Here is a 26483-nt window from a genome sequence, read left to right as displayed (position 1 = left end):
GGTAACAGGTAAGAGGCATCAGAGCCGCGGGTGAGAGGGGCGGACTAAGCAAGCGTACAAGCTTAGGATAAAATTCTGATCCCTGACCTCTCTTAAAACATATCGTGGAACAACGGGATGGAATCGAGTAAAGCGCGACTTCGCTATTCAAGCCATTTAACACTGCTGATTATCTTTGCGTTATTACTGTCCTTGCGCTTGCTTTATTTATTTATCGCCGATCCGTCGCGTTTCCCAATTAATACGATACAAATTTCCGCGACTTATCAGCATATTAGCCGTACTCAACTTGAAAAAATTCTATCGAATTACATGGGGTCAAGTTATTTTACTCTTCCTACAGGGGAGCTCCTGCATCAACTACGCGCGCTAGACTGGACTGAGCAAGTTGAAATCGATCGCGTATGGCCTGACACCATGAAAATCACTTTGATTGAGAAAAAACCGGTTGCCATTTGGAACAATCAATTGATTACTGCTAAGGGAGAATTTCTGGGAAATGATGTTGCTTTGTACAGTTCGTCGTTACCAAGGCTAAATGGTCCCGAGAATCAGCAGTTAGACGTCTTACAAAATTATCAAAAATTGAGTAAGCTATTAGCAATAAATGGTTTGAGTGCTTCTTCACTGCAATTACGTGAAAATCAGGCCTGGGATTTAACGTTAACGAATGGCATTAAATTGCGTTTGGGTAAGCGGGATTTAGAACCGCGATTAGAGCGTTTTTGTAGGGCTTATCCTGCGGTGTTTGCAGATAAACAAGAGCAACTGTCTAGTGTTGATTTACGTTATGCCCGCGGTATGGCGGTGCAATGGAAACAACAAACGGGAAGATAATGGCTAAAAAATCTGAAAAAAATATCATCACTGGTCTCGATATCGGTACCTCGAAAGTTGTCGCTTTGGTGGGAGAGGTTACGCCCGATGGCTCTATTGAGATTATTGGCATCGGTCGACATCCATCGCGTGGCTTGAAGCGAGGGGTTGTCGTTGATATTGAAGCAACTGTGAACTCAATCCAGCGCGCTGTTCAAGAAGCAGAATTGATGGCAGGATGTGAAGTCCGATCCGTTTATACTGGAATTGCTGGTAGCCATATTCGTAGTTTAAATTCCCATGGAATAGTTGCTATTCGCGATAAAGAAGTGACCCAAGTTGATATTGAGCGCGTTATTGATGCCGCCAAAGCGGTAGTCATTCCTGCCGATCAAAAAATTCTTCATATTTTGCCACAAGAATTTATCATCGATAACCAAGGAAGCATTCGAGAGCCAGTGGGTATGGCTGGGGTTCGTTTAGAAGCTCGTGTTCACATTGTCACTGGAGCGGTCAGCGCTGCACAAAATATTGCAAAGTGTGTGCGACGGTGTGGTCTTGAAGTCAACGACATTATCTTAGAGCAGCTCGCATCCAGCCATGCTGTTTTAACAGAAGATGAAAAAGAACTGGGCGTCTGCTTAATCGATATCGGTGGTGGCACAACCGATATTGCGGTCTTTTTAGAAGGCGCAATACAACACACGGCAGTTATTCCTATTGCTGGCGATCAGGTCACAAATGATATCGCAGTGGCGCTTCGAACACCCAGTAAAGGGGCTGAAGCCATCAAATTAAGTTATGGTAGCGCTTTGCCTGAATTTGCTAATGCAAATCAAATGATTGAAGTCTTAAGCGTCAATGAACGCCCTGGTCGAAAAATATCAGCCAAAGTCCTTTCTGATGTGGTATCTGCACGCTATGAAGAGTTATTTACCTTGGTAAGAAATGAATTACGTCGTAGTGGTTTTGAAGATCTCATTGCTGCCGGCATGGTGTTAACGGGAGGAGCTTCAAACGTAAAAGGGGCAATCGAACTAGCTGAGCTTTGTTTTGAAATGCCGGTTCGCCATGGGTGCGCTCATCAAATTTCCGGACTGAATGAAGCCGCTACGAATCCTTCGTTAGCCACTGGGGTTGGGCTATTATTGCATGGGCTTCAACAGCAATATGAAGGTGGATACAATGTGCCTGTATTGAAAGATACTGCCAGTGGTATATGGACACGAATGAAAAGCTGGTTTCAAGGAAATTTTTAAACGTCTCTGAGTCGAGCGCATTAGAAGGCATTTTAGAACAGGTCGGTTATTCCAATGGAATGGTTCGTATGTTTTCTAAACAAGTATTTAATAGGCTTATTTGCACCATTGGGAGATCTTGCTATACGATAGACTAGTAAGCAATAGATGGTGTGAATTTGAATAGTCATTTTTGTCGAATATGATGATGATCATATCCAAAAAAAAGTTAGATGTGGGATGTCAGAAAATACATTAAGGGATGTTCCCTAGGCAAACGGGAGAATTTAAGCCCTTTCGCATTATATTTTCAGGCCGCATAGGATCAACTTAACCACATGGGGTAAAGTAATGTTTGAATTAATGGATAGCCAACAAGACAATGCCGTGATCAAAGTCGTAGGTGTTGGAGGTGGTGGCGGAAATGCTGTTGAGCACATGGTTGCTGAAAATATCGATGGAGTAGAATTTATCTGCGCGAATACGGATGCGCAGGCCTTGAAAAATTCTAATGCCAAAATTCATATTCAGCTAGGCGAGCAGCTCACCAAAGGGCTAGGTGCGGGAGCGAATCCGCAAATTGGCCGAGAGGCTGCTGAAGAGGATCGAGAGCGCATTAAAGAAGTGTTGCAAGGCGCTGATATGGTGTTCATCACCGCGGGTATGGGAGGAGGAACCGGGACAGGCGCTGCCCCTGTATTTGCTGAAGTGGCTAAAGAACTAGATATTCTAACCGTTGCAGTGGTCACCAAACCCTTTTCTTTTGAGGGCAAACAGCGAGCTATGGCTGCCGAAGAAGGCATTCGTCGACTTGCAGAACATGTAGATTCTTTAATTACGATCCCAAACAATAAATTACTCAGTGTTCTTGGTAAAAACATTAGTTTACTCAATGCGTTTAAAGCAGCTAACAATGTATTGCTGGGAGCAGTTAAGGGCATCGCCGATTTAATCACACGCCCAGGATTAATTAACGTTGATTTTGCAGACGTTCGCACGGTGATGTCTGAAATGGGAATGGCCATGATGGGTACAGGTAACGCCAAAGGCGAACAAAGAGCTCGCCAAGCCGCTGAAGCCGCTATTGCTTCTCCGTTATTAGAAGACGTCAACTTTTCGGGCGCTCGTGGCATATTAGTGAATATTACTGCCGGATTGGATATGTCCATAGGCGAGTTTGAAGAAGTCGGCGATGTGGTTAAAGGCTTTATCTCGGACGATGCAACGGTGGTTGTTGGCACGGTAATTGACCCCGAAATGACTGAAGAGATGCGTGTTACTGTGATTGTTACCGGGCTAGGGGATGCTCGTCGTCAAAATCAACAGCAATCGGTTGCTGGGAAAGCGCGACTACTAGAAACCCGTCGCGGTGATGGCTCTCTGGATTATGAGCAGTTAGACCGGCCTGCCGTGATGCGTAAGCAAGCAGCTACCGCAGCGCCCACCTCTTCTTCTAAATCAAATGCTGATACCATTCCGGATGTGGATTATCTTGATATCCCTGCTTTTTTACGTCGACAAGAAGAAGTTTAAACTTGCAAAAACGGCCGCGAGCCGTTTTTGCTTTGAATCATTTCTTTACATGCGCTATACTGATAAAAAAAATTAGACTAATCAATAAATTGTTGATAATATTTCGGGGTTTTACGCCAGTAAATTTAGGTCAGCTTATAAGGTGAGCACTGAATGATAAAACAACGTACTCCGAAGAAAGTAATTCAAGCGACAGGTGTCGGCTTGCATTCCGGTGATAAAGTGCTCTTAACCTTAAGGCCTGCGCCTATTAATACCGGTATCGTTTTTCGTCGCATCGATCTTTCCCCGGTTGTGGAAATTTCTGCATCCTATGAAAATGTTTGCGATACCATGCTATGTACGTCCCTTCATCAAAATGACATTAAAATAGCTACCGTTGAGCATCTATTATCCGCACTTGCTGGGCTTGGTATTGATAATGCTTATATTGATATTAATGCTCCAGAAATTCCCATTATGGATGGGAGTGCTGCGCCCTTTGTTTTTTTAATACAATCCGCAGGCATACGGGAGCAAAATGCTGCAAAGCGCTTTATCCGAATTTTAAAGCCCATTCGTATTGAAGAGCAGGACAAGTATGTGCAATTTCTTCCTTATAACGGCTATAAAGTTTCCTTTAAGATCGATTTTGATCATCCTGCATTTAATAACAAGCCTCAAACCGCTGAATTTAATTTTTCCACGACCTCTTATGTTAAAGAGGTATGCCGTGCGCGAACGTTCGGCTTTCTTTCTGATTATGAAAAATTAAGAGAAAATGATTTGGCCAAAGGTGGTAGCTTAGACAACGCGATTGTCGTTGATGATTATCGCGTGTTAAATGAAGATGGCTTGCGCTTTGATGATGAGTTTGTAAAACATAAGGTGCTGGACGCTATTGGTGATTTATATCTTTTAGGCTCGGGTTTAATTGGTGCGTTTGAGGGTTATAAATCTGGTCACGAGCTGAATAATAAGCTTTTATGTGAACTCATGGCTCGTCAGGATGCTTGGGAGTACACTTATTTCGATGCCGAAAATTATCAGCCTGCAATTCCTGCCGGTTTAATTCCGTTGGAAGTGTAATTTAATTCGCTTCCACCTTTCCGCAAGTCAGTGTAATTTTTTACCATTTGGCACATTAGGTTCAACTGTTACTAAGCAGATATCCCCGTTATTATCTGAGAAACCAACCAGTAAAAACTGGGAAATAAATCCAGCGATATTCTTTTCACCAAGATTAACGCACCCGACTATTGCACGACCAAGTAGCGTTTCTGGAGAGTAGTGTTTAGTTACTTGCGCTGATGTTTGTAAAATGCCTATTACGGAACCAAAATCGGCCCATATTTTGTAGGCGGGCTTGTTCGCTTTTGGAAATTCTTCAACCTTCACGATTGTCCCCGAGCGCAAATCCACTTGCTCAAATGCATCATAAGATATTGTCATGGTTTAATCCTTATCGGCTAATTTATAAAATGCTTCTTTTAAGTCTTGATGCTCAATCATATCTGCTTGGTTGACAATCGCTTGACGGGCATTTTCTGAAATGGAAAGCTTCTGTTTCCTTTTTTTTTCCTGGGTATTGTCCAAAACGGCAATTTCTAATTTTATTGAAGCAAGCTGAAATAATCCAGCTTCTCGCCTTAGCGTGTCCCGAAGATTAGGAAGACTATAACGAAGTTCTGAAGCAAAGATTTGTTCGGTTAAGATTAATTTAAGGCATCCGTTATTAAAACTCCCAACGGAGCAATAGTCCTTCATAGAAGAAGGCAAGTAGGACTTTATAATTTGGTTTACCGTTTCAAGTTTCATGGCATGGTTGCAAATTTCAACTAGCTTAGCATTTAGACACCGATTTATAGGACGTATCATAGGGTCACCTCTCAGGTGGAATCAGAAATCAGCTGAATCTTGATCCTTGACTCCTGACTCTTGGCTTAAAATGGTATAAAATGAAGTATATTTTAACGCTTGTTTTGGTACTTTACTAACAAAAAGGGTTTTGAATGGCGGAAAATAATATTGTCTATCAAGCAAGGCTTCATTGGGTTCTATTTTTATGGCCTATAATTCTATTAGCCGTTTCTGGATATCTTGCTTATACGTACGAAATGATTCGACAACCCGCCTTGTACATAGGGTTAGTCGCTGTTATTTGGTTTTTAGTGATGTGGGCCAATTATGAGTTCTCTCTTTTAACTATAAAAAATAAACAAGTGATTTTGAAAACTGGAATTTTGGTCAGAAAAACCATTGATATTCCTATGAATAAAATTGAAAGTATTGATATTAGCCAATCCATATTTGGAAGTCTCTTGCATTATGGCTCGCTCGTTATCACAGGAACCGGCGGTACACGCCAAATGGTCAATTACATTAATAAGCCGTTAACCTGCCGTCGCTACATTGAACAACAAATGCATGATTGAACACATAACCCAAGAAGAGGAAGCCCACCTTCGCCTTCTTTGTAAACGCTATCTAAACTTACCTATCGATACGATCACCCCATTAAACAAGCAAACGACTAATCTTCTTTATTTAATTCATGCTGAGCAAAGAAAATACATTTTAAAACAATTAAATCCTCTGACATGGCTAGGTAAACGAACACAGCAAGAGATAACGTTTAGCGAATCAGTAACCTCTTTGGTGGCCGCGCAATTAAAAAATACTAACGCTGCTCTGCTATGGCAGGGGCAACATTATCTCATTCCTGAACTTGAAAAATGGTACATTTTAATTCCTTTTGTAGAAGGAGAAATTTGCCGAAACTGGTCTATTCGCCAGTCTGAGCTTCTTGGCCAAACCTTAGCTTTAATTCATGCGAGTTCTTTACCTCAAAAAGAAGCCAAACCTTTTCCTAAACTCAATCTGGATCAGGCTCTCATGCCATCCCGCTGGCAACAACGTGTTGAGCGCATCAATGAGAACCGTTTCCATCGCTTTGAGGAATGGGTTACCAGCCATCGCGACTTGCATGCTGGCAACGTCATTTGGACTCAAGAATCGATCCCGCATTTGATTGATTGGGAGAGCATTGGCTTAATTCACCCCTTTGTGGATCTTGTAGGGTTAGCTTTGAATGCGGCTGAAATTCCGATGTGTCGGTTTAATTCTGCCAATTTTTGTGCGACGCTTGAAGGTTATCGCATTATCGCAGGATCATTGCCCAAAGAAGATACTCTTCTTTGGGAACAATGTGTTCACAGTTGGCTACTTTGGTATCAATACAGCCTAGATCGCAAGCAACATCAGGAAGCTAAAGACACCATGATGGTTCTAGATTTAATTGATGACCATTTTAATAAGATGAAAGAACTCTACCTCACGCGGCCACAATCTCTAGGTATTTGACCTTGCCTTATGAAGAAGCGCGCATTTTTCAACTAGGTGCAGGGATTGGAACTTGCCGACAATCTTCTACGAAATGCTTACCTTTACTTTGAGCAAAAAATAAAGGACTGCGGCCAGTGGCTAAAGAATATGCTCCGAGTCCAATCAGGCCTGGAATAATACCCGTGATGATAATAGCGATCACTGCTAAACTGCTTTTGACAAATTGCTTCCAGGAAGCATCACGGTGGGTTTTTAGTCTCACTTCATTATCTCTTAATGAGGTCATGAAGTTCTGTATACGTTCGCTTGGCTTTAGGTCAACATTTTCTAAACCAAGCTTCATGTTATAAACAGCATCAAATTTTTCTTTAATTTTGTTATAACAATCGGCTTGTGAAGCGTCAGCAGCAATGTCTGGTAAAGGCTGCTTAAAATCAGGGTTCGCGGGAAGTGATGAATTAAACTTCTTTGCTTTAAGCCAAAGGTGATGAAGATACTGCTCAGTCAAGACTAATAATTTGTCATGAATTAATGCTCCGCACCGTGTTTCAAAACGACCACTTAGAGCTTGTGATCGTTGCTGCATTGCTTCCTTCTCGCGGTTAAGAATTTCAAGTTGTTCTTCAAGAGCCACATTTAGATCGTTTGAATGTTGCTGCAATGCTTCCTTCTCCTGGTTAAGAATTGCAAGTCGTGCTTCAAGAGTCACATTTTCTAACTCAACGCTTTGAAGGCGCTGAATCCTATCAAGAGCTTCAGGCGAGGGAGCGCCTAATGCGATAGCTAGGGGTTTAATAAGTTCGAAAAATACACCGCCAACGCCTTGGGGAATGACGCTTAAATTATAGTTTTGTTCTTTTAAGAATTTACCAGCGAGCATAAGTATTCTTGTGCTGCATAACTCCAGTTGGTAAGGATTAAGTTCTAAGGGTTGGTCCCCGACCAGTTTATTTAACTCTGGATGGTTTGATTTTAAACTAAGGGCTTTATGATGCAGTTCTTCTAAAATTTGCAGGTATTGCTCAGTAGAACAATCCTTAGCATCTTGGTATTGGTTTAACAAACTCGAGTATTGAATTAATCGATTCGTAAGCGCCTCTTTACTCTCGTCAGATTGCGTTGATCCGGAAATGCGTTCGAACTCCTGCGTTAATAATGTTTGAACTACTTCAGGCGTTTTTTCAGAAGAATCAAGAGCGGTATGTAATTCATTAAAATCAGGATCGTTTGCAAGGGTTTGTTGAAACGTTTCAATCACTTGAGATGGCTCAGAATATTGAATCGATAAAGTGATTTGATCATCGATTTTTTTTGCTTGCTCGAGAATATTGTGGTAGTGCGATTCTACGGTGCGTTTAACCCCGGTTTGCAAAATCTCTTGACAACGTTTTAAGATGTTTTTATTTACGTCTTCGTCAATGCCAAGATCTTCAATGCCCTTAGTGAGTGTTGTAAAAGGAGCTTTTAAGATCTCTAGCAATCGTATTTTTTCTTCTTCAGTGAGATGGTTGCTCAGATATTTTTGACCAACCGAGTCAACCAAATTTGATAACGCTTCGAAAAATAATTCTGGAAGGTCTTTGTTACTAAACAGGCGTCTAAGAGGAGATGGTTCAATGCCGTCTGGCTCTTTCATCTGTGCAATTACCTCTGTTAAAGCATTATTAATAGCAGTTACAATTACACGGGGTTCTGTTTCTTGAATATTTGGAATATCGATCACGCGCTTAACTACCAAGGCAGCGTGCTCTGTGTTGACAATATCACCATTCATAGCAGGCGTTAATGCGGCCATGCTGTGGTAATCTTGGCTTCGAAGATGGATATATCGCTGGCCATTGATGTCGGTCAGTCCAAGATATGGGTACGAAGAAGTCTGAAACCAGGCATAGGCATCGTTGTTTTGCTGGATTTTTTCATATAAATCTAACATGTAACCTGGGCGCTTCTGTTCGGGAAGAATCAAAAATTCATGAACAACTCGGTCTAGGTCGGGATGATGAAGATCAAACTCACCTGGCAGGTCAAATTCGGTTGTTGCAGAAGTCTGATGAAAAAATTGTAATAATTTACATAAGACAAGTTCTTGAACGTGATACGTATCGCGTTTCTCGATCGTTTCGGGTAGGTTTTGGTATCGCTGACTGAAAAGATTACCAGAAGCCGTTCCATGATGGCCTGGCAATACCATTGGATGAACTCCTGCAGGTATTATGGGAATAAAACAATGGGTTCGTTCGTCACGACTTAAAATCAACTGAACCTTATCAGCAGGCGGCTCCAAATAAAACCGAGGATCATGCCAACCGAATGTAGGTAACGCAAAGCGGGTATCGCCAGGGACTGGATCAATTAAAAAGGCATTGATTTTCAAATGCGATAACCGTTCGCCAAGGGTTGTGCGTCGGTCAATATTGTCTTCAGCAGAATCAGGGCTGGCGTGAAAGAAAAATTGAAAAGCAGTCTTAGTTCGATTGCTAGGGGTTTCTAACAAAATATTATACAGCGTTTTTTCAGGCTGAGTGCGTAAGGCTTCTTTAATCCGTTTAAGCTCATGCATCACCAGGATCGCTTCAACGGCGCCACGACTATGTGCGGATAACTCCAAAGTTGTTTTTCCACTTGCTACAGCTCTTAATGCTAAAAACACAGCCTGCGCGATTCGTTGTCCTACTTCAGCGCCGAACGTGGTTGGCCCGTTTAAAACATCCACAGACTCTGAAGAAAACGATAAAGCGGATTCTTGCTCCCCTTCTTCACCAACTTCTCCCATAACGGTTGCAGCGACTTGAGCGGCATAAGAGAGTGTTTCACCTCGCACATACTCTTTGACCCCGACTGGCGAAGGCTTAGAGGTAAATTTAGTATCTGTTCCAAGTAAAAATAGATAATGATTGGGATTGCCAGTAGGTTCTGCGTCTAAAAGCGTGTAAAGTTCATTTAAATCATTTGGCTTTTTCATAGATGCCCCAATGGTTAATCAACAATCCATTGCAAGATAGAGTAAAAAGTTTATAAATTACACAATGTTAACACAATTGGGTTTGTGTAGTCAATTTGTGATCATTGAGGGGGCAGATGGATCGCAAAATTTAGCAGTATCTGCTAATCTTCTTAACTAAACGAATTCACAGGCTTTATTTTCTTATGGATCCGAAAGACTACTATCAAATTATGGGGCTTAAGCGCGATGCGACCGAGAAGGATATTAAAATGGCGTATCGCAGGCTGGCTCGCAAATACCATCCTGATATTAGCAAAGAACCGAATGCTGAAGAAAAATTTAAAGAGCTTGGTGAAGCTTACGAGGTTTTAAAAGACCCTGATAAGCGTAAATTGTATGATCAATATGGACAAGATTGGGAGCAAGGCCCGCGAAGGGAGCAGACCTCACAGCAATACACTTGGCAGGGGGCGGGTCCTGAGCAAGGGTTCTCATTTGATGAAGATTTTTTGGAGTCGATATTTGGCGCTCGCCCAGGTGCGCGTAGACAGCAGCCGGCATATAAGGGCGCTGATTACCATAGTGATATTCATATCAGTCTTGAAGAAGCTTATAGCGGTACGGTTAAAGAAATAAGAATTCCAGCAGCCGAACCCAATTTGAGGCCTCAAACGCTTCGGGTTAAAATTCCTGCGGGTGTCAAATCAGGTCAGAATATTCGTCTTTCAGGCAAAGGCGGCCCGGGTTTCGGAGGCGGTGAAAAGGGCGATTTGTATTTGAAAGTTCATATCCAAAAACATCCTTATTTTGATGTCAAAGAAAAGGATGTTTATCTTACGTTACCCATCGCTCCCTGGGAGGCAGCATTGGGGACTACAATTTCTGTACCGACGTTAGGTGGTGAAGTGGATTTGAAAATACCTCCTGGCTCACAGGCCGGCCAAAAACTTCGTTTGAAACAACGCGGTATGCCTGGAACACCGCCTGGCGATCAATACACGATATTAAAAATTGTGATTCCCCAACCCCAAACGGATGCAGCTCGCGAGTTATACAAGAAAATGGCTGAAGAAATGCCGTTTAATCCACGTGAAACAATAAGGATTTAAGCCATGACTGAGAAGAAAATCATTGCAGGCATCTTAATGGATGACAACGCCTCAGTCACGTTTATTGAGGTATGTGAACAGTATGATATTTCTGAAGAAGAATTAATTGAAATGGTGGAACATGGCGTAGTTGAAATCCAAGCAAACAATATAAAGCGATCCACGTTCGATTATTATTCATTGACCAGGATTCAGTCTGCTTTAAGATTAAAATATGATCTCGGAATTAATACACAAGGGGTAGCGCTTGCTCTTGAGTTATTAGATCAATTAAACGCACTGCAAGATGAACTGGATATTTTAAAACGACACGTCGATAATCCCTGAGCATCCTTTATATCAATTCATAGCATGGGGCCTCTAGCTCTATTGTTGGCTTATCGGGTTGGGCGCTTTTAAATAATCCATAAGCGCATACACCAGCTCCGAGTCCTGCCAATGCAAAAGCAGAGGTGGCGGCGATTGCGGGAACACCGGCGATGACAATCAAACCAACAAAAGCCAGCACAGCCGTTGCAAACGCTGCGACACATAAGACGGAAGCTAAAACCGCCCCTGCTTTTAATAAAAAACTATAATTTGGTGTTTGAGAGGGTAAATGTCTTTTGACATGGGAATAGGTATGCCGAGAATTTACCTCACTTCTTAAGTCTTCTAACGCTTCTAAGGTCGTATGAGCTTGACCCTCACCAAGCTTTAAGGCAATGTCTTGAAATTGATCGCAATCAAAAACGCTTAGCCCATCTTTGCCATTGATTTCTCTAGGATCGTTGGTTCGTTCCCAGTGTCCTAGATCAAGTGCATCTTGATGATACATGTAAACATCAGCAATGGGCTTATCGACATCAATTCTTCGAGGCGGTTGCCCTTCTTTCTGATAAACTATCGAAAATCCTAAATGCTGGGTTACAAACAATACGATTTCTTCAGGGTCAAGATTTCTGTATCGTCCATTTTCCATAATAGTAGTTAATCCCATAAGATCGGCTTCGTCAGGATAAGGGAGTATTAATTTGTCTGCAGGAGGTCGTTTAAGCTCCATGAAAAGCCGTAACACAGGTCCTAACACGATCTGGATTTCAAAGGGATTATATCGGGCTAATATTTTATTAAATTCTTCCCAGGTGAACGTTGCTTTATCAAATTCGTAAAAATCAGCAAAGCAATCTTTTAGAAGCTGATAAGCATCGTTATGCTGGTTATCATAATCTTTATTGGTAGCGTATTTAATAATTTCTGCTGTTAGTTCAGGCGTTATTAAATGCAATCCGCAGTTATTTAAATAACCCAAAATGCGCGGTTGTCCCATGGATTTTCTCAATATAGAGTAGTAATTATTTATAGTTTAAAACTAAAACCTTAAGTATATCTTAAATTTATGAAGCATTTTGGTTTTTTATGTTATTTTGCAGCCGTTACGTTATTTTTTAACTTACCGTTTCACGTACTTTCCAGATACGATAAGGATTAGTAGAGGATTTTGATTGTTTAATCCATAGCATTAACGGTAGATTGTTTTGAGTATTAGGCGCTTTAGCGCTTTCTAACGTGACGCCAAACGTATATTTTTTTCGGATGGTTTGTAATGAAGACCAGACTGTATTGGTCTCTTTATTATAATCATTAAGGATTAATTCATCCCCTCTAAAAATAATTGCAACCCCGGTTAACTCATGTTTTAAAGCCGATTCCAACCCTCGCCAACGAGCGTTTTTACTGCGTTTTACCTCGGCTTCTGCGGGACTATTTTGGTACGCAACTCTTAAATGTGGGTGTTTTGCCAGTTGTATAAAATGATGTTTTGGTTTTTGCTTAAGGAAATGATCGCACAGTGCATCCACCAAATAGCGATATCGTCCAGAGATTTTAGGGCTAGTGCCAGGCATATTATTAATAAAAATGGCAAAAGCGAGCGTATGCGCGTTGGCCGTGTAAAGATAGCCCGATAAGCTGACAACACCCGTCATGTAACCTGTTTTCGCTCGAATGAAGCCTTGTTGCTCGGGTTTTCGAAATCTTCGCTGTAAGGTTCCATCATGACCTGCGATTGGTAATGCTGCGATGTACTCATAGGTTAATGGGAAACGATCGTGTAAGTATCGTAATAAACCCACCGTTTGCAGGGGCGTTAATTGATCGTAGCGGGATAAGCCTGACCCATCGGTTAAAACAGCGTTCTCAAGATTGACTCCGGTTTGCTTTTGCAGAAAGTTTTTAACGGTTTCTTGAGCCTGCTTCCAATTTAATGGCGTGCCGCTCAGCTTTGCGGCCGTATGTAAAAATAAGCTATCCGCGTATAAGTTATCAGAGGGTTTTAGCGTATCTGCCATTAATTGCGCAATCGGCTTTGAGCGTTGCGTGCTTAACAGCAGTAAATTTCCTGGACTGTTTCCTAAAACGATGTCGCCATCGAGTTTAATATGAATATCCAATAACTTTTGACGAACAAGCGTTTGTGCATACCGCAGAGGATTTTGAATGGGGATGCGTTGTTGCACCGCCCATTGACCTACGCCTACACATCCGCGAACGGTCAAGCGGTTTTCTCGATCCATACTGAAATCAACCCCACAGGAACGACCATTGGGTTTGGTGTTAACTTGATTGTTAATCAGCCAATTTCCACTGGGATTATCGGTTTCGACCAGCGCAGGAATGCCTGGTTTGTGGGCTGGATTCACAGTCACGGTTAAGCGGTTTTCATCTAGGATTAAAGGCGCTATAGGCGCTCCATAGCTGTGTTTTAAATCTTCGACCATCCATCCTGGCGCTTGTGGAGTGATATAACGATTCTGGCTCAGGATGACAACATTTCCTTGGATTCGTTTAATCCCTAATGACTTTAAACTGGCCAAGAGTGATGCTAAATCATTTTGGTTAAAAGACGGGTCGCCAGGAAGGTGAAGATAGAGAGAGCCTTTTAATACACCCTGTTCAATCATTGAAGCGTTCGTGCTTAATTGATTTTTATAGCGATAGTCTGGCCCTAGCGCCATTAACGCCGCAGCGTCCGAAAATAACTTCATGTTGCTGGCTGGGATAAATGAGCGAGTAGGGTTTCGTTGATAAATCGTTTCACCAGTATTTAAATCAACGACTGATACGCCAATGTTAATTGAGGGATCAACCTGATCGATTAATCGATCGGCTGCTTTTTGTAGACTAGCGGCTGAAATAGTGGATGTAAACAGAATAAAAAATACACTAGACAAAATCCGTTTCATTTTGGACCTTAGACTAAGTTTTGAATGCTAATCATAGCTCATCCCTAATTTTTCCAGAAGACCTGCAAGCGTATCATTATCATAAAATTTTATTTTGAGCCATCCACCTTGTTCGGGATCGGTTGATATTTCGACGGGTGCGCCAAACTGTTCTGCGAGGTGATTACTTAAGTGCTTTATATCGCTAGAAGGACCAGAAGTATTCTTTGAAGCGGAATTCGTTTTGATGCTGCGGACTTCTTTTTCAATCTGTCGAACCGACCAGCCGCTCTGATTAATCTTTCCGGCCAGTTGAATTTGCGCTATAGGCGATAAGCCAACCAGCATACGGGCATGACCTTGGGAAAGTTTATTTTGTCGAATTAGTGTTTGAACCTCTGGGCATAAGGTCAATAGCCGTAAACAGTTGGCAATATGACTGCGGGATTTTCCAACTAACGTGGCGACTTCTTCTTGTCGAAAGTGAAAGTCATTGATTAACCGTTGGTACCCCGAAGCCTCTTCCAGACCGTTTAAATCTTGGCGTTGGATATTCTCAATGAGCGTCACAGCAGCGGTTTGTTCTTCAGTATAATTTCCAATGAGACAGGGGAGTTCTGCTAAGCCTACAAGTTGTGCCGCTCGCCATCGTCGCTCACCGGCAATAATTTCAAACCAATCGGGAGCCTTCTCGCGAACAATCAGCGGCTCAATAAGCCCTTGGGATTTGATGGAGGCAGCCAATTCATTAAGGCTCTCCGGCTCGAAGGATTCCCGCGGCTGGTATTTCCCGCGATGAAGCTGTTCTATCGGTAACCTTCTAAATTGGATGGTCATACGTTAACCTGAGCGCTTGGTTTATCATATTGCCACCAGCCAATATAAAAAATCATATGCGCCAAAATAGCCATAACTATTCCATATTGCCAAAAGATTAATCCAAACACGATGGATTGCCAGACGTTTAAACTCACAAGAGTGTAAAGAAAGGAACGGCTCGCTATACAACCTGCAGCGAGATACATTGGAAGCTGTCCAAGCGAGAATATAACGCCACTGGCGATAATCGCGGTCCAAATAATGGCATTGCTATAGTGGCCGATGAACAGAACACCGAAAAATGCCGTAACATTCATTAACCCCCAGCGTGCAATGACTTCATCAACCACGCCACTATAAAGCACACACCCATCAAGGCCTATAATACCTCGTAAGGAAGTCATTACGGCTTGATTATGTTTGTCTAGGAAGCGATTAAACACACCATAATACAATCCTAAAAAAACAGTCAATCCACTAATAGTTATCCCAAACACCGGCAGTAAACTATTCTGAATATTTAATCTTAGAGGTTCACCTTTTAAAAGAGGGGATAACATCGGAGCATCAAAGGGGGAGGCTTTTGACAGAAGGCTGCCTGCTAAACTCATAATAAACACCATCAGCAAGGTCTGCCCCATAGCAAGGCGGCTGATGCGTTTTTTTAATTCGTCTGAGTTATCCTTAAGGAAAAAATGAATCAAACGCGGGATGGCTATGTAAATTCCAGGTAGACAAAGTACAACTAACAAAATGATTAGCGGCCAATTTAGTGTCATAGCGTACTCTTTGCGAATTTATGATTTCCTAAGGGCACAATAATAGAATCCATCCATGTTGTCATCCCCAGGTAAAATCTGCCAGCCATAGCGAATGATTCTACCCCAGGGTTTTGGTTCTTGATTAATCGTACAATCCGAATTCGATTTTGCAAACTCAGCCATTTGGAGTTCATTTTCTTCTGGGATAACAGAGCACGTGGCATACAGAAGAAGTCCGCCTGGAGCTAATAATGGCCATAGGGAATGAAGCATTTCTCTTTGAAGAAGAACAACCGAAAGGACTTCTTCTGGGGTGCGCAACAACTTAATATCAGGATGGCGACGAATAACTCCTGTGGCAGAACAGGGCGCATCAAGCAAAATGCGATCGAACTTCCGACCATCCCACCAGGTAGAAGGCTTTAACACATCACCTGATGTTACCACGGCTTTAAGCCCTAGCCGGGCAAGATTTTCTTCAACGCGCTTAAGTCGTTTGGCTTCAATATCTAATGCCACGCACTCTAAGAGTTGTGGTTCTTCTTCAAGAATATGACACGTTTTACCACCCGGGGCAGCACATGCGTCTAGCACGCGCAACCCTGGTTTTAAATCAAGTTCAAAAGCGGCTAATTGAGCGGCTTGGTCTTGCACCGAGACATCGCCTTGACTAAATCCGGGCAACTCATGAACATTAACTGGGGACTTTAGTTCTATGCCTGAGGAGGAATAGGCTAGTGGCTTAGCTTCGAAATTTGAATCGGCTAAACGAGTGAGATAATGCTTACGGGTATTAAGTCGTTGGTTAACTCGAAGACTCATGGGTGGGTGTGTATCGTTTGCAGCCAGTATAGCTTCCCAGTGGCCTGGCCAACTCTGTTGCATCCGTGTGATAAACCAATCAGGATGATTATACTTAAAAACTGGATTAGATGCGCATTCAGCAATTAGATGACTGTGTTGCTGACAAAAACGACGCAATACCGCGTTTAACAAGCCTTTTGCCCAGGATTTTTTAATAAAATCCATTAAAGCCACCGTTTCTTTTACTACGGCATAGTCTGGAATTCTTAAAAAATGAAGCTGATAAATGCCTATTAATAAAGCCAGCCAAACTTCTAAGGATTTCGGACGTTTTGGGATTAACGCATCCGCCAAGCATTCTAGTTTTAAATATTGTCGACATACCCCGAAGCATAGCTCTTTGGTTAGGGGAGTAAGATCTGGCTGTTGGAGAGAGCTTGAGAGCGAGACTTTTTCTTGCAGCAGTTTTGTTAGAATACGTAAGGCTTGTAACCGTTCATTTTTCTTCATTTTAAAACCAGACCGACGTTTATATCACCGCGTCTTGCATTAAGCCATTCCGATACACTCATAGCCCGCCCGCCCGGAAATTGGATGCGCGTGATCAATAATCGGTGCTCACCCGTTTCAACCAAAATCCCTTTTTTATCAAGGTTTAAGATTGTTCCAGGGGCAAGTTGGCTATTTTCTGAAATAATCTGTGCTTGATGAATGCGTAAAACAGCCTCTTCAGCATGCGTATACGCCACCGGCCAAGGATTAAATGCGCGGATTTTTCGATCAATGGCTTCGGCAGATTCCTGCCAATTAATCAGTGCGTCTTCCTTTTTTATTTTGGGGGCATAGGTGGCAGTTTCATGGGTTTGAGGGGTGGCGTGGCTCGTTCCTTCTGCTAATTGATCCAGTGTTTTTAATAAGGGGGCAACGGCAAGATTGGCAAGCTTATCATGCAATTCTTGTGCGGTTTCGTCTTGTGAGATAGGGCATCGTGCGGTAGTGAGCATGTCGCCAGTATCCATGCCTTTATCCATTTGCATAATGGTAACCCCAGTTTCATCATCGCCATGTAATATGGCTTGTTGAATAGGGGAAGCCCCGCGCCATTTGGGCAGTAATGAGGCATGAACGTTAATGCATCCTAAGCGAGGAATTTCCAACACAGAAGTGGGTAATAATAAGCCATAAGCAATCACGACCATGACATCGGGTTTTAGGACTCGAAGCGCTTCAACATCGCCCTGATGTTTAAAATTGAGGGGTTGAACAATTGGAAGGTTATGTTCTAAGGCCCATGCTTTAACGGGAGAAGCTTGAAGTTTCCGGCCGCGGCCAGCAGGGCGGTCAGGTTGAGTATACACTGCCATTAAATGATGAACCGATTCTTGAATCGATTTAAGGCTTGGTAAGGCAAACTCAGGTGTTCCTGCAAATACAATCTTCAATGGTTTCATGAACGAGACTTCTGTCGTTTAAATTTCTCAAGTTTTTTTCTGGCGAGCGCACGTTTTAAAGGAGACAACAAATCAATGTAGAGTATGCCGTTTAAATGGTCAATTTCATGCTGTAGGCATTCCCCCAAAAGCCCCTGCGCTTCGATTTCAAAGGGTTTGCCAAAGCGATCCAAGGCTTTGACCTTAACTTTTTCAGCTCGAACAACTGTATCATAGGTGCCAGGAACAGATAAACAACCTTCCTGATACTCTAGCTCCCCTTCTTTGCTGATAATTTCGGGGTTAATAATGACAATTTGCTGGGATTTATCCCCAATAACATCAATGACCGACAATCTTAGATTAATGCCAATTTGAGGCGCAGCAAGCCCAACACCATTAGCATCATACATGGTTTCAAACATATCATCGATTAAGGTTTGTAGTTCATCATCGAATGATTCCACATTCACCGAGACTTGTCGTAATCTTGGGTCAGGGAGGTATATAATCTTACGAATGGTCATATCAAATCTGTTTCAAATATCGTTAAGCATGGTATTATCCCTAATACTAGGGTAAGTCGTCAATTCATCCTGACTCATAACGATAAGGCCACGAGATTGAAGATTATATTTTTTGTAGCCTGGATGAGGGCGTAGTCGAATTCGGGAATTTGTGGTTTGAATTCCTCGATTTTCTTCGAACTTCCCTAAGCTACGACACTATACAACCTAATGACTAACAAGGATTAGTTCATGCGATACATGATGTTTTTACTTTGCTTCTTAGTGTCCATGACTGTGCATGCTGTTGCTCTCTTGGCTGAAGCGCCAACCCGTTATGTGGTACAACCGGGAGATACGCTTTGGGACATAGCCAGCCGTTACCTGGATCATCCTTGGGAATGGAAGTCGTTATGGCATGCCAATCCAACGATTAAAAATCCAAATCGCCTGTATCCTGGCGCTGTTTTGGAGCTTAGTTACTACCAACAAAACCCTTATCTAAAAGTACTCTCCAATGGGACCATTAAGTTGTCGCCCTATATGAGACCTATGCCACTTGAAGAAGCAATTCCCCCGATTCCCTTAAGTGAGATTCGCCCGTTCTTGGATGGGTCTTTGGTGTTAGATAAAGACAGTCTTTCTAATGCCCCTTACATTGTTGCATTTACGAAAGAGCATTTGTTAGGCGCACAAGGAGATGAGGTATACGTTAAAGATCTTTGTCCCTCTCCTCCGCCTCCAGGCGCGGCGTTTACTTATGGTATTTATCGCCCTTGCGGAGGCTATGAGGATCCCAAAACCAAGGAATTTCTAGGGTATAAAGCGATTTTGGTGGGTTATGGTGAGCTCGTTCAAGGGGGTGATCCTGCGGTGGTTCTGCTGACAGAGATCAGGCAAGGGGTTGAAAAAATGGATCGCGTCATGCCAAATAACTACCCTGGCTTTGATATCTCATTCGAACCTAAAGCGCCTGATGTTTCGGTCAAAGGAATGGTTATTGATCTTCCTGGAGACTATACGCAAGGTGCGGTGGGCTTAGTCGTGGTTTTAAATCGTGGCAAAAACGCGGGATTACAGGAGGGTGATGTTCTAGGAGTATATAGTCCTGCAAGAGTGGTGCCAAACCCTAAATGTCCGCCAAATTGTGTGGAACTCCCTCCGGAGCGTCTTGGAGAAGTGATGGTCTTTCGAACTTTCTCGTGTACTAGTTTTGCTTTGGTGGTGCGCTCTACCCGAGCGGTCCGACCAATGGATGTTGTTACCAACCCATGAATAAACACTATTTTTTGGCTTTAAATCGCATCCCACAGATTGGCCCGCGTACCGTTATGAAGCTGTTAAATCGCTGGCAAAATCTTGAAGAGTTGTTTAATATTCGCGCAAATGAACTGGAGCAAGTAGGGCTTAGCGCTTCTCTTGCTCATGCGATCGCGTCCTTTGATCTCCATCACATTGAAAGCGACCTCCAGTGGGAAGAAGATCCGCTAAATCATATTCTCACATGGGAGGATGATTATTATCCAATGTTATTACGCGAGACTTATGACCCCCCGCCGGTTCTTTACGCGCGTGGAGATCTGACTGCGTTAACTCTACCTGCCGTTGCTATGGTTGGTAGTCGCAAACCCACCATCACTGGCGCGGAAACGGCACGTTGTTTTGCTTTGGCGCTGGCAAAACAAGCGCTCGTTATTGTTAGTGGGCTAGCCTTAGGCATTGATGCTCAAGCCCATCAAGGTGCTTTACAAGCCAGTGGTCGGACAATCGCTGCGATGGCAACAGGTATTGATAAAATATATCCCAGCAGGCATCAGCACTTAGCCGAACAAATTATCCATAAAGGTCTTCTTTTAACCGAGTTTCCTTTGGGAACGTCACCTATTCCTGGACATTTCCCCCGTAGAAATCGTATAATAAGTGGTTTGTCATTAGCCACCTTGGTTGTTGAGGCGGCAATAAAAAGCGGATCGTTGATAACAGCACGCATGGCATTAGAGCAAAATCGTGATGTATTCGCGATACCTGGCTCAATCCATAATCCACAAGCTAGAGGGTGTCATCATCTCTTGCAGCAAGGTGCAACATTAGTGACTTCCACTGAGGATGTTTTGATGGAATTAAATTTGGCGATAACACAGCCAATTAGTAACCATAATTCAATTGCGCTTGCATCCAAGAATGAAAACCTAGTAAAGTGCATTGGATTTGAAGTGACCACGATCGATCAAATCAGTGCTCGCAGCGGCTATAGCGTTGAGCAAGTGGCCTGTGAATTGGCTGATTTAGAAATTAAGGGAATTGTAAAAGCAGTTCCCGGTGGCTACATGAGGGGTACACTATGAAAGATAGCTTGTTTGAAATGTTACTGAGCTTATTTGAAAAAACCTTGTCAGAAATCAAAGAAAGCGCATCCCCTAAAAATGAATCAGATAACAATGCCTCACAAAGTAGTCTGAGTTCTCAGTCTGAACTTTCTTCAGAAACGATTAAAGCAGAAATTTTCCAATCCCCAAAATATACTTCTTTGAGGGTGTTTACCTATCATGAGCAAATGAAATTCACCAAAGCGAGCTATCAATTTTTAATGCGTATGCTGGTTTGGGATGTTATTCATCCGGATACGATGGAATTGGTTATAAATCAGTTGATATTTTCTGACTCGCGGATTGTGACCCTGGAAGAAACGAAATGGACGGTTCGAAATGTACTGGCTGACCTACTCAATCCTGATCAACTTGCATTTCTTGACCTCGTGCTCTATCAAAAAGAAAATGAGTATACCGTTCACTAATCAGAACACAGGACAGGTTTAATATTGCATGACTAAGAATCTTGTGATTGTAGAATCACCCGCTAAAGCCAAAACCATCCAAAAGTATTTGGGTAAAGACTATGATGTGTTAGCTTCCTATGGTCATGTGCGTGACCTTCCGGCTCGTAAGGGCTCAGTTGATCCTGAACATGATTTTGAAATGACTTATAGCCCTATTGAGAAGAATACACGTCATATCGAACTCATTGCGAAAGCGCTCAAAAAAGCAGACGCTCTCTTGCTGGCAACTGACCCTGATCGCGAAGGTGAAGCTATTTCATGGCACGTTTATGAGTTAATGAATGATCGTAATTTGTTAAAAGATAAGCCAGTACATCGAATATTTTTTAATGAAATTACTAAATCCGCGATTCAAGATGCCATCGCTCACCCACGTACAATTTCCATGGATTTAGTTAATGCTCAACAGGCGAGACGAGCATTAGATTATTTAGTGGGGTTTAACTTATCACCGCTGCTCTGGAAAAAAGTTAGAAGAGGTTTATCAGCCGGGAGAGTGCAAAGCCCTGCATTGAGATTAATTGTTGAACGTGAAGAAGAAATTGAGCGTTTTGAGCCGAAAGAATATTGGCGCATCTTAGCTAAGTGCACACATGATTCGACAAATTTTGAAGCTCGTTTAATCCAATTTAACGATGAAAAGATTCAACAGTTCTCAATTACTGAAGAAAATAAAGCTCAAAACGTAAAAAGCGAATTACTTAAAGAAGCTAATGGCGTTCTTCTAGTCAAGAATATTGATAAAAAACAGCGCAAGCGAAATCCTTATGCCCCATTCATAACCTCAACCATGCAACAGGAAGCGGCTAGAAAGTTAGGCTTCACAGCTCGTAAAACCATGATGATAGCTCAGCAGCTTTATGAAGGAATTGATATTGGGACGGGCACGGTTGGTCTAATCACCTACATGCGTACGGATTCGGTCAATCTTGCCGCTGAAGCAATTGAAGAAATTCGAGCCTATATTAACCAACAGTATGGCGACTCTTATTGTCCAAAGAGTCCCCGTGTGTTCAAGACTAAATCCAAAAATGCACAAGAAGCCCATGAGGCGATTCGTCCAACATCAATTAAACGTACTCCAACGATGGTTAAGGACGCACTCACGCCTGATCAATTAAAACTGTATCAGTTAATATGGAAAAGAACGGTGGCCTGTCAAATGGCAGAAGCAATCCTGGATACCGTGTCCGTGGATTTGGCTTGTGGTGAAGGAAATGTGTTTCGCGCCAGTGGATCAACCGTTGTTTTTCCAGGATTTTTAAGCGTTTATGACGAAGGGAAAGACGACGCTAAAGATGAGTCTAAAGAAGAAGAGCCTGGAACGACCGTTCTGCCTGCTTTTGAAGTGGGTGACAAGGTGTCGTTGTTGGATATTTTGGCTAATCAACATTTTACTGAGCCACCGCCGAGATATTCTGAGGCCTCTTTAGTTAAAGCGTTAGAAGAATTTGATATTGGGCGCCCGTCCACGTATGCATCCATTATCCATACCTTGCAGCAGCGTGAATACGTCGTGGTCGAAAAAAAACGTTTTTATCCTACAGACGTTGGGCGTATTGTAAGCCACTTTTTAACGAACTACTTCACACGTTATGTTGATTATACATTTACAGCACATTTAGAAGATACGCTGGATGCGATCGCCCGAGGTGAAAAAGACTGGATACCAGTGTTACGCGAATTCTGGCAGCCTTTTATTGATCAAATCCATTCCATTGATGAACAGGTACAACGCAAAGATGTCACGACGGAAGTGATCGATGAAACCTGCCCCAAGTGCAGCAGCGCGTTGGCCATAAGACTTGGAAAGCGTGGCCGATTTATTGGATGTACGGCTTATCCTGAATGCGATTATACTCAGGATTTAAGTCAACAATCGGCTTCAAAAACTGAACCAGAAGTGGTCGAAAATCGCAAATGCCCAGAATGCGGCGGCGACCTTATCATCAAAACAGGTAAGTTTGGGCGTTTTATTGGATGCAGTAATTATCCTAACTGCCGACACATCGAGCCTTTAGAAAAACCATCTGATACTGGTGTTGAATGTCCTAAATGTCATGATGCGTCTATTCTGCAGCGTAAATCTCGTAAAGGAAAAATATTTTATTCTTGTGGCAATTATCCTAAATGCGATTATGCATTATGGAATGAGCCTATTAATAAGCCCTGCCCACAATGCAGTTGGCCTATTTTGACCATCAAAGAAACCAAACGTTCAGGTCGCCAGGTGATTTGCCCTCATGAAGGCTGTGACTATCGTAGCACCGACGAATCCTTGTAAAAGACGAGTTATTTTTCTTACTGAGTGAGAAACATTTCTTGCTCAGCCCCTGAAAAAAAGAACCTATCCTATTGACAGAATAAAATCCACTAGATAAAAATGAATGTAAAGTCGTCAGTCAGATGACTTTTGGCAATTAAGATTAAGGAGTGTCAAATAAAATGTCTGAGAAGGTCCAAGGAACTGTTAAATGGTTCAATGAGAGTAAAGGGTTTGGGTTTATCGAAAGCGAAGGTAAGGATTATTTCGTTCATTTCAGCGCAATTTTAACCGATGGGTTTAAAACATTACGTGAAGGCGACAAAGTATTATTCAAAGCCGCTAGAGGACAAAAGGGTCCACAAGCAGAAGAAGTTGAAATACGTTCATAAATAATATTGCCGCTTGTATGAGATGATGCAATGTTTACGAACAGTAAACATTGCATCATTTTCACATGAGGGAATGACTAAATTGCATCAGCGTATTGCTTCCATTTTGAAGTCAGCGTAGTTCTGAACATTTTCCAAAAAAAAACAATTATTGCCCGCAAACGAATTTATTCGTCTATAGTTAACATTAAAGTTTATTAAAAAATAGCCGATTAAAATTAATAATAATCGCATAACTGAACGGTTAGAAATGGGCATAAAACAGCGACTTGTACTGCGTTCCTCCGTTTTAAAAGGACAAGTGAATAAATACACCATCTTGGGATTATCCATTGCGATTGGGAGTATAATATTTGCAACGTGTCTTGTCTCTTACCAGATGACTGGCACAATTTCACTTTCGGGAATTATTGAAGCCCAAGCCTCAAATCCTGCTTTATGGGCTTTGGATTTAAGCCCTTTTATGTTCGCCTATTGGGGACAATCATTTTGTTATCAATTGGCAAGCACCGCAGAAACGATCATTGAAGATCAAACACGAGAATACGCGCATAAAAGCGATGATTTGGCATCAAAACTACACTACGAAAGCAATCATGATAGTTTAACCAACCTTCCAAATAATCGTTTGTTGGTGAAAAGACTCGCTCAAGGGATTGAACAGAATAAAAAAGGCGAAGAGCTGGTCTTGATCATATTAACCATTGATCAATTCAGAGGTATTAATTACAGCATAGGAAATTACAGCGCAAATAGTTTGCTGGTGCAGTTTGCTGAGAAGCTAAAGTCCTTATTGTTAGAGCCTTATATGCTGCAGGCGTACATGGGGATGAACATGGTTGCGCGCTTACAAGGCGCAGAATTTGCCATCTTGATTCCTCGCTTAAGAAAAGATCATAACCTAGATCAAATCATTCAAAATATCATTGTAGAAACATCCACGAGCTTTATCATTGATGGAAATCCAATTGATATTAGAACAACTGCCGGGGTCGCTATCTATCCAGGCCATGGTGACGATGAAAAAGATTTAATTCAACATGCAAGCTTAGCGTTGCTCTCTGCTGAAAAAGAACGAAAAAATTATGCGCTTTACGAACAGGGATTAGATAAAAACTTTAAAACCCGCCAAGTGATTCTAAAGGGATTAAAGTCTGCAATTGATAATGAAGAATTTGATGTTTTATATAAGCCCGTCGTAGAATTAAAAACCGGTAAAATTATCGGCTCAGAATCCGTTATTAAATTCGATAACGAAAAATATGGCATCATGAGTCCCGAAGAGATCATGTCCCTTGTAAATGGATCGTGGGTGGTGCAAGGCTTAACATTTTATACTTTAAAAAATGTGGTAAGCCAGTTAGAGAATTGGCATAAGTCCGGTAAAAAATTATTCACTAGGGTCTATTTGTATGAAGCAATTGATCCGGATTTACCCGATGTGTTGCAAAAACTTTTGGCTGAAAAAAATGTTCCTGCAGAGTATTTGCGGATAGAACTCACCGAACAAGCTTGCTTAAGCGATCAAACGCACACCATTCCTGTTTTAAATCGTCTAAACGAGATTGGCATTAAAATTTCAATCAGTGATTTTGGTAGCGGTTATGCTTCATTTGTGTACTTGACGAATTTCCCCATAACAGAAATCAAAATCAATAAAGCATTTACGGCAGCAATGTTAGCGGATGATCGTAAGAACAGCATTGTACAAGCGATTATAAAACTGGCAGGAGCCATGGAATTAAAGGTCATTGCTGATGGCATTGATAACGAGGCGATTAAGCAAGAACTTCAAAAACTTGGTTGTACATATGGACTTGGCAGTTTTTTTTCAGAACCACTAGAGGCTGATGCGTTTTATAAGCTGTTTGAAAAAGCAGAAATAAAACAGAAAAGCGCTTCTTAACCTAATCACAACTTCATAATTTTAGTTTCTGGCAAAGACTTGAACAGGAGTTGCTGCTCATAATCCCTCTTTGTTGAATTAATTGCCTGATAAACATAAAATTGCCCGATAGATGTGTTCAACCTTGCTTGGGGTATTCCCTAGCCACCCGAGATAATTATGATTTATAGAAAAATGTTAAAATCTAAAATTCATCGCGCTACCGTGACGGAGGCTTGCCTAGATTATGAAGGCAGCATTACGCTTGCGCCAGAATTGCTTGTTGCTGCAAATATTTTACCCAACGAGGCCGTCAACGTTTGGAACGTAACGGCTGGAACACGATTTGAGACATACACCATTGAGGGGCCAGCTCAATCATTGGACGTTTGTGTAAATGGGGCTGCCGCTCATCTTGTAACACCTGGCGATATCATCATCATTGCCTCGTTCATCCAGTTGGTGGATGAGTCATGCTACTCCTTTAAACCGACGGTCGTGTTTGTTGATGAACAAAATCAGCTTAAGGAAGTAAGACCCGAACTAGTTCGTTTAAATTCAACTGCGATTAAGGAGTAATTTCTAGCATCTATACCCAATCAACTTCAAAATGCGCTTTT

The 26483-nt window shown here is 42.1% G+C and carries 25 protein-coding genes; 15 read left to right on the top strand and 10 right to left on the bottom strand.

The window, feature by feature from the left end:
• The first annotated feature begins 117 nt into the window (after positions 1–117).
• The 4 genes from E1O47_RS06200 to lpxC all read left to right on the top strand — a co-directional run bounded on the left by E1O47_RS06200 (position 118) and on the right by lpxC (position 4655).
• Entirely contained in the window at positions 118–837 is a 720-nt protein-coding gene (locus tag E1O47_RS06200; RefSeq protein WP_133130395.1) for a cell division protein FtsQ/DivIB, read from the top strand.
• Positions 837–2075: a cell division protein FtsA gene (gene ftsA / locus E1O47_RS06195; protein WP_165475049.1), complete on the top strand. Its 1239-nt coding sequence runs from the start codon at positions 837–839 to the stop codon at positions 2073–2075. Before E1O47_RS06200 ends, ftsA begins: the two co-directional genes overlap by 1 nt.
• Before the next feature lie 330 nt (positions 2076–2405).
• Positions 2406–3587: a cell division protein FtsZ gene (gene ftsZ / locus E1O47_RS06190; RefSeq protein WP_133130393.1), complete on the top strand. Its 1182-nt coding sequence runs from the start codon at positions 2406–2408 to the stop codon at positions 3585–3587.
• Positions 3588–3740: 153 nt separating this feature from the next.
• Positions 3741–4655, top strand: a complete 915-nt coding sequence (gene lpxC, locus E1O47_RS06185; protein WP_133130392.1) for a UDP-3-O-acyl-N-acetylglucosamine deacetylase — start codon at positions 3741–3743, stop codon at positions 4653–4655.
• Between the two features lie 27 nt (positions 4656–4682).
• Here lpxC and E1O47_RS06180 read toward each other — a convergent pair whose 3' ends face one another.
• The gene (locus E1O47_RS06180; protein ID WP_133130391.1) at positions 4683–5018 is read right to left on the bottom strand and encodes a tRNA-binding protein; all 336 of its coding nucleotides are present in this window, start codon (positions 5016–5018) and stop codon (positions 4683–4685) included.
• A 3-nt stretch (positions 5019–5021) separates the two neighbouring features.
• Positions 5022–5444, bottom strand: a complete 423-nt coding sequence (locus tag E1O47_RS06175) for a DciA family protein (protein WP_133130390.1) — start codon at positions 5442–5444, stop codon at positions 5022–5024.
• Positions 5445–5578: 134 nt separating this feature from the next.
• Between E1O47_RS06175 and E1O47_RS06170 the strand changes: the two genes are divergently transcribed.
• Together E1O47_RS06170 and E1O47_RS06165 are read left to right on the top strand one after the other, a co-directional pair.
• A complete protein-coding gene (locus E1O47_RS06170) occupies positions 5579–6001 on the top strand; it encodes a PH domain-containing protein (protein ID WP_133130389.1) in 423 nt (140 codons plus the stop codon).
• Positions 5994–6929, top strand: coding sequence for a phosphotransferase enzyme family protein (locus E1O47_RS06165; protein ID WP_133130388.1), 936 nt, complete (start codon positions 5994–5996; stop codon positions 6927–6929). Before E1O47_RS06170 ends, E1O47_RS06165 begins: the two co-directional genes overlap by 8 nt.
• Positions 6930–6957: 28 nt before the next feature.
• On the opposite strand, the gene E1O47_RS06160 is transcribed toward E1O47_RS06165, so the two are convergent.
• Complete coding sequence (locus tag E1O47_RS06160; protein ID WP_133130387.1) at positions 6958–9873, bottom strand: hypothetical protein; 2916 nt, start codon at positions 9871–9873, stop codon at positions 6958–6960.
• Between the two features lie 185 nt (positions 9874–10058).
• Between E1O47_RS06160 and E1O47_RS06155 the strand changes: the two genes are divergently transcribed.
• Both E1O47_RS06155 and E1O47_RS06150 read left to right on the top strand, forming a co-directional pair.
• A complete protein-coding gene (locus E1O47_RS06155; RefSeq protein ID WP_133130386.1) occupies positions 10059–10964 on the top strand; it encodes a DnaJ C-terminal domain-containing protein in 906 nt (301 codons plus the stop codon).
• Positions 10965–10967: 3 nt separating this feature from the next.
• Positions 10968–11291 carry a chaperone modulator CbpM gene (locus E1O47_RS06150; RefSeq protein WP_133130385.1) on the top strand — a complete coding sequence of 108 codons (324 nt, stop codon included), beginning with the start codon at positions 10968–10970 and terminating at the stop codon, positions 11289–11291.
• Between the two features lie 7 nt (positions 11292–11298).
• Here E1O47_RS06150 and E1O47_RS06145 read toward each other — a convergent pair whose 3' ends face one another.
• The 7 genes from E1O47_RS06145 to def all read right to left on the bottom strand — a co-directional run bounded on the left by E1O47_RS06145 (position 11299) and on the right by def (position 18508).
• The gene (locus E1O47_RS06145) at positions 11299–12273 is read right to left on the bottom strand and encodes a hypothetical protein (protein WP_133130384.1); all 975 of its coding nucleotides are present in this window, start codon (positions 12271–12273) and stop codon (positions 11299–11301) included.
• A gap of 118 nt (positions 12274–12391) precedes the next feature.
• Positions 12392–14188 (bottom strand): D-alanyl-D-alanine carboxypeptidase/D-alanyl-D-alanine endopeptidase, encoded by a 1797-nt coding sequence (gene dacB / locus E1O47_RS06140; protein WP_133130383.1) that lies wholly within the window; start codon positions 14186–14188, stop codon positions 12392–12394.
• Between the two features lie 27 nt (positions 14189–14215).
• Positions 14216–15004 (bottom strand): ParB/RepB/Spo0J family partition protein, encoded by a 789-nt coding sequence (locus E1O47_RS06135; protein WP_133130382.1) that lies wholly within the window; start codon positions 15002–15004, stop codon positions 14216–14218.
• Positions 15001–15765 (bottom strand): CPBP family intramembrane metalloprotease, encoded by a 765-nt coding sequence (locus E1O47_RS06130; RefSeq protein WP_133130381.1) that lies wholly within the window; start codon positions 15763–15765, stop codon positions 15001–15003. Before E1O47_RS06130 ends, E1O47_RS06135 begins: the two co-directional genes overlap by 4 nt.
• Positions 15766–15783: 18 nt before the next feature.
• Positions 15784–17061: a 16S rRNA (cytosine(967)-C(5))-methyltransferase RsmB gene (gene rsmB, locus E1O47_RS06125; RefSeq protein ID WP_133130380.1), complete on the bottom strand. Its 1278-nt coding sequence runs from the start codon at positions 17059–17061 to the stop codon at positions 15784–15786.
• Positions 17058–18002 carry a methionyl-tRNA formyltransferase gene (gene fmt, locus E1O47_RS06120; RefSeq protein ID WP_133130379.1) on the bottom strand — a complete coding sequence of 315 codons (945 nt, stop codon included), beginning with the start codon at positions 18000–18002 and terminating at the stop codon, positions 17058–17060. The genes rsmB and fmt overlap by 4 nt, the downstream gene beginning before the upstream one ends.
• Positions 17999–18508, bottom strand: a complete 510-nt coding sequence (gene def, locus E1O47_RS06115) for a peptide deformylase (RefSeq protein ID WP_133130378.1) — start codon at positions 18506–18508, stop codon at positions 17999–18001. The genes fmt and def overlap by 4 nt, the downstream gene beginning before the upstream one ends.
• 231 nt (positions 18509–18739) lie before the next feature.
• On the opposite strand from def, the gene E1O47_RS06110 reads away from it, so the two are divergent.
• The 7 genes from E1O47_RS06110 (at position 18740) to panD (ending at position 26442) form a co-directional block, all read left to right on the top strand.
• Complete coding sequence (locus tag E1O47_RS06110; protein ID WP_133130377.1) at positions 18740–19762, top strand: LysM peptidoglycan-binding domain-containing protein; 1023 nt, start codon at positions 18740–18742, stop codon at positions 19760–19762.
• Positions 19759–20832 (top strand): DNA-processing protein DprA, encoded by a 1074-nt coding sequence (gene dprA / locus E1O47_RS06105; RefSeq protein WP_133130376.1) that lies wholly within the window; start codon positions 19759–19761, stop codon positions 20830–20832. Before E1O47_RS06110 ends, dprA begins: the two co-directional genes overlap by 4 nt.
• Positions 20829–21281 (top strand): DUF494 family protein, encoded by a 453-nt coding sequence (locus E1O47_RS06100; RefSeq protein WP_133130375.1) that lies wholly within the window; start codon positions 20829–20831, stop codon positions 21279–21281. The genes dprA and E1O47_RS06100 overlap by 4 nt, the downstream gene beginning before the upstream one ends.
• Before the next feature lie 28 nt (positions 21282–21309).
• Positions 21310–23607 carry a type I DNA topoisomerase gene (gene topA / locus E1O47_RS06095; protein WP_133130374.1) on the top strand — a complete coding sequence of 766 codons (2298 nt, stop codon included), beginning with the start codon at positions 21310–21312 and terminating at the stop codon, positions 23605–23607.
• Positions 23608–23768: 161 nt separating this feature from the next.
• The gene (locus E1O47_RS06090; RefSeq protein ID WP_133130373.1) at positions 23769–23978 is read left to right on the top strand and encodes a cold-shock protein; all 210 of its coding nucleotides are present in this window, start codon (positions 23769–23771) and stop codon (positions 23976–23978) included.
• Between the two features lie 250 nt (positions 23979–24228).
• A complete protein-coding gene (locus E1O47_RS06085; RefSeq protein ID WP_133130372.1) occupies positions 24229–25884 on the top strand; it encodes a putative bifunctional diguanylate cyclase/phosphodiesterase in 1656 nt (551 codons plus the stop codon).
• Positions 25885–26043: 159 nt separating this feature from the next.
• Positions 26044–26442, top strand: coding sequence for an aspartate 1-decarboxylase (gene panD / locus E1O47_RS06080; protein WP_133130371.1), 399 nt, complete (start codon positions 26044–26046; stop codon positions 26440–26442).
• Positions 26443–26483: the final 41 nt, after the last annotated feature.

The sequence above is a fragment of the Legionella yabuuchiae genome (genome assembly GCF_900640115.1).
In the GTDB taxonomy this organism is placed as follows: Bacteria; Pseudomonadota; Gammaproteobacteria; order Legionellales; family Legionellaceae; genus Legionella_A; species Legionella_A yabuuchiae.
Note: the sequence above shows the minus strand (reverse complement) of the source record. Positions and strands in the feature narration are given on the sequence as shown.